General features: G+C 71.2%; 8 protein-coding genes. 5 read left to right on the plus strand and 3 right to left on the minus strand.

The features are described from left to right. Positions 1-2: 2 nt before the first annotated feature. Complete coding sequence (locus A3AG_RS0113675; protein WP_018005953.1) at positions 3-404, plus strand: YkvA family protein; 402 nt, start codon at positions 3-5, stop codon at positions 402-404. On the opposite strand, the gene egtB is transcribed toward A3AG_RS0113675, so the two are convergent. Beyond that, entirely contained in the window at positions 401-1,690 is a 1,290-nt protein-coding gene (gene egtB, locus A3AG_RS0113680) for an ergothioneine biosynthesis protein EgtB (RefSeq protein ID WP_018005954.1), read from the minus strand. The two genes, A3AG_RS0113675 and egtB, sit on opposite strands and share 4 nt — an antisense overlap. Positions 1,691-1,880: 190 nt before the next feature. Further along, positions 1,881-2,501 carry an FMN-dependent NADH-azoreductase gene (locus A3AG_RS0113685; RefSeq protein ID WP_018005955.1) on the minus strand — a complete coding sequence of 207 codons (621 nt, stop codon included), beginning with the start codon at positions 2,499-2,501 and terminating at the stop codon, positions 1,881-1,883. 162 nt (positions 2,502-2,663) lie between these two features. Between A3AG_RS0113685 and A3AG_RS0113690 the strand changes: the two genes are divergently transcribed. The 3 genes from A3AG_RS0113690 to A3AG_RS0113700 all read left to right on the plus strand — a co-directional run bounded on the left by A3AG_RS0113690 (position 2,664) and on the right by A3AG_RS0113700 (position 4,859). Then, a complete protein-coding gene (locus A3AG_RS0113690) occupies positions 2,664-3,611 on the plus strand; it encodes a LysR family transcriptional regulator (RefSeq protein WP_018005956.1) in 948 nt (315 codons plus the stop codon). Positions 3,612-3,801: 190 nt separating this feature from the next. Beyond that, positions 3,802-4,221, plus strand: coding sequence for a DoxX family protein (locus A3AG_RS0113695; RefSeq protein ID WP_018005957.1), 420 nt, complete (start codon positions 3,802-3,804; stop codon positions 4,219-4,221). A 47-nt stretch (positions 4,222-4,268) separates the two neighbouring features. Beyond that, on the plus strand, positions 4,269-4,859 hold the full coding sequence (locus A3AG_RS0113700) for a DUF4136 domain-containing protein (protein ID WP_370866954.1): 591 nt from the start codon (positions 4,269-4,271) through the stop codon (positions 4,857-4,859). Positions 4,860-4,877: 18 nt separating this feature from the next. On the opposite strand, the gene A3AG_RS0113705 is transcribed toward A3AG_RS0113700, so the two are convergent. Beyond that, on the minus strand, positions 4,878-6,101 hold the full coding sequence (locus A3AG_RS0113705; RefSeq protein WP_018005959.1) for an EAL domain-containing response regulator: 1,224 nt from the start codon (positions 6,099-6,101) through the stop codon (positions 4,878-4,880). Positions 6,102-6,317: 216 nt separating this feature from the next. Here A3AG_RS0113705 and A3AG_RS0113710 point away from each other — a divergent pair. Next, the coding region (locus A3AG_RS0113710) for a DNA translocase FtsK 4TM domain-containing protein (RefSeq protein ID WP_240619844.1) at positions 6,318-8,038 on the plus strand (1,721 nt) is incomplete at its 3' end.

The following is an 8,038-nucleotide window of genomic DNA, read 5'->3' on the forward strand; positions in this document are numbered from 1 at the left end:
CAATGGCCAGCGGTTCGCGCTTGCGCCAGTGGGCGCGCGGGCTCAAGGGCAGCCTGCTGACGCTGTGGTTCTGCAGCCGCCACCCCGGCACGCCATGGGCGGCACGGCTGCTGGGCGCGCTGGTGGTGGCCTATGCCTTCAGCCCGATCGACCTGATTCCGGATTTCATCCCGGTGCTGGGCTATCTGGATGACGTGCTGCTGGTGCCGCTGGGCATCTGGCTCACGCTGCGGATGATTCCCGTCGCGGTCAAGGACGAATGCCGCGGTCGCGCCGAGGCCTGGCAGGCCACCCATGCGCAACGGCCGCGCAATCGCGCGGCCGCCGTGGTCATCGTGCTGGTGTGGGTGGCGCTGGCCTGGCTGGCGTGGCGCTGGCTGGCGCCATACTGGGCCCCGGCCTAGGCGTCGTCGGCCAGCCGCACGCCGGTGAACTGCCAGCGCTGGTGCGGATAGAAGAAGTTGCGGTAGGTCGCGCGGATATGCGATTCGGGGGTGACGCACGACCCGCCGCGCAGCACCATCTGGCCGCTCATGAACTTGCCGTTGTACTCGCCCACCGCGCCCGCATTGGGGCGGAAGCCCGGATAGGGCAGGAAGGCGCTGGCGGTCCATTCCCAGACGTCGCCGAACATCTGGCGCAGCACGCCGGCGGTGTTCTGCCGGTCCGGCAGCGGCCGCAGCGCGCGCCCCTCGACAAAATTCCCGGTGGCCGGCAGGCGGCTGGCCGCGTGCTCCCATTCCGCCTCGGTCGGCAGCCGGCGCTCGGCCCAGCGCGCGAACGCGTCGGCCTCGTAGAAACTGACGTGGGTCACCGGGCTGTCCGGGTCGACCGGGTGCATGCCGCGCAGCGTCATCTGCCACCAGGTGCCTTCGCGCTCTTCCCAGTAGAGCGGCGCCTGGATGCCTTGCTCGCCGACCCAGCGCCAGCCGTCGGACAGCCACAGCCCGGCGCTCTGGTAGCCGCCATCCTCGATAAACTCGAACCATTGCCGGTTGCTGACCGGGTGCGAGCACAGCGTGAAGGGAGCCAGGTAGGTCTTGTGGCGCGGTGTTTCGCAATCGAAGGCGAAGGTCTCTCCGCGGTGGCCGATCTCGACCAGTCCGCCGTCGAAGCCGATCCAGTCCGGCGCGGGCCGCGGGTCGGCAATCACGGGCGCGGGCAGTTCCGGGGCAAAGGCGGGGCGCAGCGGGTTCTGCGCGAACAGGTGCAGCACGTCGGTCAGCAGCAGTTCCTGGTGCTGCTGTTCATGCTGCAGGCCGAGCGTGATCAGCGCCGCCTCGTCGTCGGTCTGGGCGCTGCCCAGCAGCGCCAGCATCGCCTCGTCGACAGCCTCGCGGTAGGCCAGTACCTCGTCCAGCGACGGGCGCGTCAGCAGCCCGCGCTGCGGCCGCGGATGGCGCGCGCCGACCGCTTCATAGTACGAGTTGAAGAGATAGCGATAAGCCGGGTCGACCGGCTCGTAGTCCGGCAGGCGCGCGGCCAGCACGAATTCCTCGAAGAACCACGTGGTGTGCGCCAGGTGCCATTTTGCCGGGCTGGCGTCGTCCATGGACTGCACGGTGGCATCGGCATCGGACAGGTCGGCCACCAGGGTCTCGGTGGCGGCGCGTACATGCCGGTACTGCGAAAGCAGGGCGGGTTCGTGCGGCGGATGGAGGGCGGCTCCTGGCAACAGGGCTGAAGTCATGCGGGCTCCCGGGTTGGATCGGTCGATGACTGCAGGCGGTGCGCCGCCGCGGCCAGGGGCCTGCGGCCGCGCGCCGCCCATGGCACGCGGGGCGCCGTAGCGCCCCGAACCATCATAGACCCGATCCGGTCCCGGGGCGAGCCGGCGCCGTCCTACAGCGCCGGCGCGGCCGCCGCGACTGCAGCGGGCGTCAGGCCGCCAGGCGGCTGGCGTCGTTCAGCGCCGCGATCTCGGTGCGGGCGCTGGCCAGCCCGGCTTCGCGGAACTCCGGTCCCATCGCCAGGCCGTGGGCGCGCACGTAGGTGATGTCGGTGATGCCCAGGAAGCGCAGCACCACGTCGACGGTCTGCTCGTGCAGGTCCAGCGCGTTGGCATCCTGGCGCACGCCGCCGCGCGACGACACCACGATCACGCGCTTGCCGCCGGCCAGGCCCACCGGGCCGTTCTCCGTGTACTTGAAGGTGCGGCCGGCCTGCGCGATGCGGTCGATCCAGGCCTTGAGCTGGCTCGGGATGCTGAAGTTGTACTGCGGCACGCCGACCACCAGCACGTCGGCGGCGAGGAACTCGGCCAGCCACTGCTCGGTACGCTGCAGCTCGGCCTGCTGCACGGCGTTCAGGCCGTCCTTGGGGCCGCCCAGCACGGGCAGCAGGTTGCCGGACAGGTGCGCCGGGGCATCCTGGTCCAGGTCACGCACGGTCACGGTGGCGCCGGGGTTGGCGGCGACCAGGTCGGCCACCACGCTGGCGGTCAGGCTGCGCGAAACGGAGTTGTCGCCGAGGACGCTGGAATCGATCTGCAGGATGTTCATGTCTTTCTCCACAAGGGTGCGGTTGCGATGAAGGAAAGATAGCGGCTGGCCATTGGTATCGGTAGTGAGGCAAAATGCAAAGGATTGTTCTACCGATGCAACGCCATGCCGGGCGGCCTTCCCGTTGGATGGCAGGCCGTCCGCGTGACTCCGGAGCCATCCATGCAAGACCTCAACGACCTGTCGCTGTTCGCCCAAGTGGTCGAGCACGGCAGTTTTTCCGCGGCCAGCCGCGCCACCGGCGTGCCCAAGTCGCGCCTGAGCCGGCGCATCGCCCAGCTCGAGCGCGACCTGGGCGTGCAGCTGCTGCGCCGGACCACGCGCCAGGTACGCGTGACCCCGCTGGGGGAATCCTTCTACGAACGCTGCCGCGCCATGCTCAACGAGGCTGAGGCCGCGCGCGAGGTCATCGAGCAGGCGCGCGAGCAGCCCGGCGGCACGATCCGGGTCAGCTGCCCGATCGCCATCGCCCAGATCCTGCTGGCGCCGGCGATCGGCCACTTCATGCGCGCCAACCCGGCGGTGCGGATCGAGATGGAAACCACCAACCGGCGCGTCGACGTGATCGGCGAGGGCTTCGACCTGGCGCTGCGCGTGCGCGAGGTGATGGAAGACTCCAGCCTGGCGGTGCGCACCTTCGGCGAAAGCGAACTGATGCTGGTGGCCAGCCCGGGGCTGCTCGACAGCATCGGCCGGCCGCGCACGCCGCAGGCGCTCGACGGCATGCCGGGCGTGGGCCAGCAGCCGCACGACGGCAAGCACGCCTGGACCTTGCGCTGCAAGAGCGGCGATTCGATCCAGATCGCCTACGACCCGCGCCTGGTCACCGATGAGTTCGCGTTGCTGCGCGAGGCCGCCATCGCCGGCGTCGGCGTGGCCATGCTGCCGCGCATGTTCTGCCGCGAAGCGCTGGAGAACGGCGAGCTGGAACTGGTGCTGCCGCAGTACGACATGCCGGTCGGCACGCTGCACGCGGTGTTCCCGTCGCGCAAGGGAGTGACGCCGGCCACCCGGCGCTTCCTCGACTTCCTGGGCGAGGTGTTGCCCGAGTGCGCGCACAAGGTCGGCATGCAGCAGCCGCGCACGCCGCCGATGCACCGCGTGGTGTAGCGCTGCACGCGGCACGTGCCGGCGTCGCGTGCCAGGACGCTGCCGGGCCGTGTCCGGGGCGGGCCAGGTCGCGCATTTGCGGCTTTACGTTCACGCCGCCTAGCACTAAGGTACAGGGGCGAACCGTGCGCGTGAGGGCTAAGGCGCACGGAACGATAACCTCTCACAGACAACGGCAAGGAGAATGGCCATGGGTGGCTCTCAGGGTTCCCAGGACTTGGGCAAGGCGCTGCTGCGCATCGTGCTTGGCGTGTTGATCCTGATGCATGGCATCGCCAAGGTCACGGGCGCGTCCGGCATCGGTTTCGTGTCGAAGGTGGTCGCCGACGCCAGCTTGCCGGCCTGGGTCGCCTACGGGGTCTACCTGGGCGAGATCGTCGCGCCGATCCTGCTGATCATCGGGCTGTGGAGCCGGCTGGCGGCGCTGGTGGTGGCGCTCAACATGCTGTTTGCCGTCGCGCTGGTGCATACCAGGGAGCTTGGCATGCTGTCCAATACCGGCGGCTGGGCCCTGGAGCTGCAGGGCATGTACCTGGGGGCGGCGCTGGCGGTGCTGCTGCTGGGGGCGGGCCGGCTCAGCGTGGGCGGCATCAACGGCAAGCTCAACTAGCGCGACCCGCAACCCCGCGCGCCGCCGTCAGTTCCTGGAGGTGTATCGTGAATGCGTTCCGGCAACTCTTCCCTGTGGCGATCCGGGGAACGTTCCCCGCGGCGGTCGCGGCGCTGCTGCTGTCGGGCTGCGCCAGCGTGCCCGACATCAAGACCGACTACAACCCCGCGACGGACTTCAGCGCCTACCGCACCTTCGGCTTCGTCGAGCGTCCCGGCACCGACCGCGCCGGCTATGAAAGCCTGACCACCCAGTACTTCAAGAGCGCGGTCCAGCGCGAACTGGGTGCGCGCGGCTACCGCTACGCGGCGCAGGCGCCGGACCTGCTGGTCAACTTCAATGCCAGGCTGCAGGAAAAGGTGGAGGTCAGCCCGGCACCGGCGCCGATGATGGGCTACTACGGCTATCGCGGCGGGCTGTATGCGCCGTGGCCGGGCTACGGCTTCTATAACGACGTCTACCGCTACACCGAGGGCACCGTGAACATCGACCTGGTCGACCGGCGCCAGATGAAGCTGGTGTGGGAAGGCGTGGCGGTCGGCAGCGTCGACACCAGCGACAAGGCCAGCGCCCAGCAGCGCATCGACAAGACCGTGGCGCAGATCTTCGCCAAGTATCCGTTCCGGGTCGGGCAGTAGGGCCGGCGGCGGAGCGGATCAGGCCGGCGGCGTTGTCGTCGCCCGCTCGATCGCGTCCGCGACGAAGGCCTCCGCCGGCCTCGGCGCCGACCACAGATAGCCCTGGCCCAGCGGACAGCCCAGGGCCCGCAGCGCGGCGCGCTGGGCGTCGGTCTCGACGCCTTCGGCCACGCACTCCAGCCCCAGCTCCCGGGCCAGGCCGATCATGCTGCGGCAGATCGTGGCGCGCTGGCCGTGCCCGTCGACCGCGGCGACGAACGAGCGGTCCACTTTCAGCTGGCTGAACGGCAGGTCCGCCAGCAGCTTGAGCGTGGCGATGCCCACGCCGAAATCGTCGATCGCGACGCCATAGTCGAGCAGCCGCAGCCGGTTCAGCGCGACCGACAGCGCCAGCGTGTCGGGCACCGGGTAGCCTTCGGTCAGCTCCACCGTCAGCGCCTGCCGCGGCACGCCGCTGGCGGCCACCAGCGCATCGAACGATTCCAGCACGCCCGGCCGGCACAGCGTCTGCGCCGAAGCGTTCAGGCCCATCGCAATCCCGACGCCGGCGGCGCGCAGGCGCTGCTGCGCCGCCAGGCACTGGCGCGCGACCAGGAAGAACACCGGGTCGGCCGCGTCCAGCGCCTCGAGCTGCGGGATGAACTGATCGGGCGGCACCAGGCCATGCTCGGGATGGCGCCAGCGCACCAGCGCTTCGGCGCCGGCGAGGCGGCCGCTGGCAATCTCGTGCTGGGGCTGCAGCATGACCAGCAGGTCCGTGCCGGCACGGGTCGCGGCGAGCAGTTCCTCGGCGTCGGGAGTCCAGGCGGGCACGCCGGCCTCGGTGTCCTGGCGCACCAGCGCATCGGCCAGGATCACTTCCAGCGCATCGGGCGCCAGCGGCTTGCGCAGCGCGTGCACGCGCGGGATGCCGGCGGCATGCGCCAGGCCGCGGTTGGACTCGAGGATGTCTTCGGCCAGCGCCGTGACCCAGACCCACACCGGCGGCGCGCCGGCGAAGGCGCGCGGGCCGCGCCGGTGCAGCTCGGCGATCAGCTCGGGGCCGTTGCCGCCCGGCATTTCGATGTCGCACAGCACCACGTCGAACGGCTCGCGCGCCAGCAGCTCGGCCGCCTGCGTGCCGTTGTGCGCGCTGGCCACGGCCTGCACGCCGACATGGCGCAGCAGCCCTTCGGCGGCGGCGCGCTGGAACGGGTGGTCTTCGACGACGAGGATGCGCAGCCTGGCGTAACGGATTGGCATGGGTAGGGCAGGGCGGCGGGCCGCCGGTATGCGATGTGATCGGGTTTGCCGAATGGTAGCGCGGCGCGGTTGCGTCAGCCTCTGGCGGCGCCATGGCGCGCCGGCATCTTGCGCCATGGCGCGGAAAACGCGCCGCGTTACGAATATTTGCGCTTTCCGATTCAATCGCCGCCTGTCATAACCGCTACAATCGCTGCCCGATGTTTTGAAGATGGCATGTCGATAATGGGTTTGGGCTGGTTCGGGTTTTCGACTTTCTGGATAGTACCGCTGCTGTGGCGGCTGGTGACGCGCTGGCTGGCCGGCGAGCGGCGCCTGGCCGGGCCGGGCTCGCTGCGCGTGTGGCTGGGCACGCTGGCGGTGCTGTGCGCGAGCGCCAGCCTGGAGGCACTGACCAGCGGCGCGGATCCGGAATCGACCGCCGGCGGCGGGGTCGGCCGCGCGCTGGCCGGCAGCTTCGGCAACCTGTTCGGCTGGACCGGTGCCTTGCTGCTGATGCTGGGCGTGCTGGCGCTGGCCGCGCCGATGGTGTTCGGCGAGACCTGGCGCAGCCTGTTCGCGCGCAAACCGCGCCGCGCCGCCGCGCCCGCCGCGGCGCCGGAAGAGGCGCCGGTGACCTTCGCCGCCACCCAGCCGCTGCGCGAGGCCGAGCGCCGCGACGCACCGGCAGCCGGCAACGCCGGCTGGAGCGCGCCCGCGCCGCGCCATCGCAGTTTCGAAGCCGTCTCCGCGCGCCGCCAGCCGGCCTGGCAGCCGCCGCGCCGCACCCGTGAATCGCCGCCGCAGCCTGGCGAGCTCTGGCTGCATCATGCCGACGCGCCGGGCGCGCCCAGGCCGGCGCGCGCCCCGCAGCCGGCGCCGGCTCCCGCCGCGGCGGCACCGCGTCCGGTCCAGCCGGCGGCACGCAAGCCGGCCGCCGCGGCCGCGCCCGCACCGGCCCCCGCGCCGCGGCCGGCACAGCCGCTGCGCGCCACCGTGGTCAGCAGCCCGTTCCGCCAGCCGCAGCCGCTGGTCCGTTCGGCGATCACGACACTGCCGGAAGCGTCCGCCAGGCCCGCCGCCGCGGCAGCCGTGCCGACCGCCACCACCACCGTCGTCGCCGACACCACCACCACCACTGTCGTCGCCGCCACCGCCACCGCCCCGGCCGAGGTCGCTGACGCCATTCCGGCGCCCGCCAGTGCCGCGCAGGATGCCGTCGCACCGGCGCAGGCTGTCGCCGCGCCAGAGACAGCGCCGACGCCAGCGCCGGAAATCGTGACGCCAGCGCCGGAAATCGTGATGACGGCGCCGGCCACGCCGTCCGTTCCGGTGGCCGAAGCTGCCACCGCCGTCCCGGCCGAAGCCCTTGCGCTGGATGGCAATACCCCTTCCCTTGCCGCGATCCGGCAGGAAGCGCTCGACCTGCTGGCCGAGTTGCAGGCCCTCTCGGGCAAAGCCGCGGCCGTGCCGGATGCTGGTCCGGCAGCGCACCAGTTGCCTGCGGCCATGCCCGAAGCGGCAGCAGATCCGGCCGTCGATGCGAACGCTCCGGAGGCCCTTCCGGTGGCGACACAGCCGCTGGCCGATGCCGCGGCGGAAACCCCCATCGAAGCCGAAGCCGCAGCGCTGTTGGTCGACATGCCGGAAGGCACGAGCGAGACCGCACCGGCAAGCACAGCAAGCGAGCCCGATCACGACGCCGACGCCGTAGCCCACGCCGTGGCAAGTTCCGCGATGGAGGAGGGCAGCGAGCCCGAGTCCATGTCGCTGGCGCCGGCGGAAGACGCCGGCATGGAAAGCGCCCTGATGGATGGCAACGGCCTGGTCGGCGAAGTCGTCGCGCCGCAGGACTTGCCGGCCATCGACGCAGCCGACGCAGCCGACGCAGCCGACGCAGCCGACGCAGCCGAAGCAGCCGAAGCAGCCGAAGCAGCCGAAGCAGCCGAAGCAGCCGA

The sequence above is a fragment of the Cupriavidus neocaledonicus genome, assembly GCF_000372525.1.
Lineage (GTDB): Bacteria > Pseudomonadota > Gammaproteobacteria > Burkholderiales > Burkholderiaceae > Cupriavidus > Cupriavidus neocaledonicus.

Bases quoted from the DNA above. Each gene is read 5' to 3' on its own strand.
- A3AG_RS0113675 (WP_018005953.1), top strand. From the start codon at position 3: ATGGCCAGCGGTTCGCGCTTGCGCCAGTGGGCGCGCGGGCTCAAGGGC.
- egtB (WP_018005954.1), bottom strand. From the start codon at position 1,690: ATGACTTCAGCCCTGTTGCCAGGAGCCGCCCTCCATCCGCCGCACGAA.
- A3AG_RS0113685 (WP_018005955.1), bottom strand. From the start codon at position 2,501: ATGAACATCCTGCAGATCGATTCCAGCGTCCTCGGCGACAACTCCGTT.
- A3AG_RS0113690 (WP_018005956.1), top strand. From the start codon at position 2,664: ATGCAAGACCTCAACGACCTGTCGCTGTTCGCCCAAGTGGTCGAGCAC.
- A3AG_RS0113695 (WP_018005957.1), top strand. From the start codon at position 3,802: ATGGGTGGCTCTCAGGGTTCCCAGGACTTGGGCAAGGCGCTGCTGCGC.
- A3AG_RS0113705 (WP_018005959.1), bottom strand. From the start codon at position 6,101: ATGCCAATCCGTTACGCCAGGCTGCGCATCCTCGTCGTCGAAGACCAC.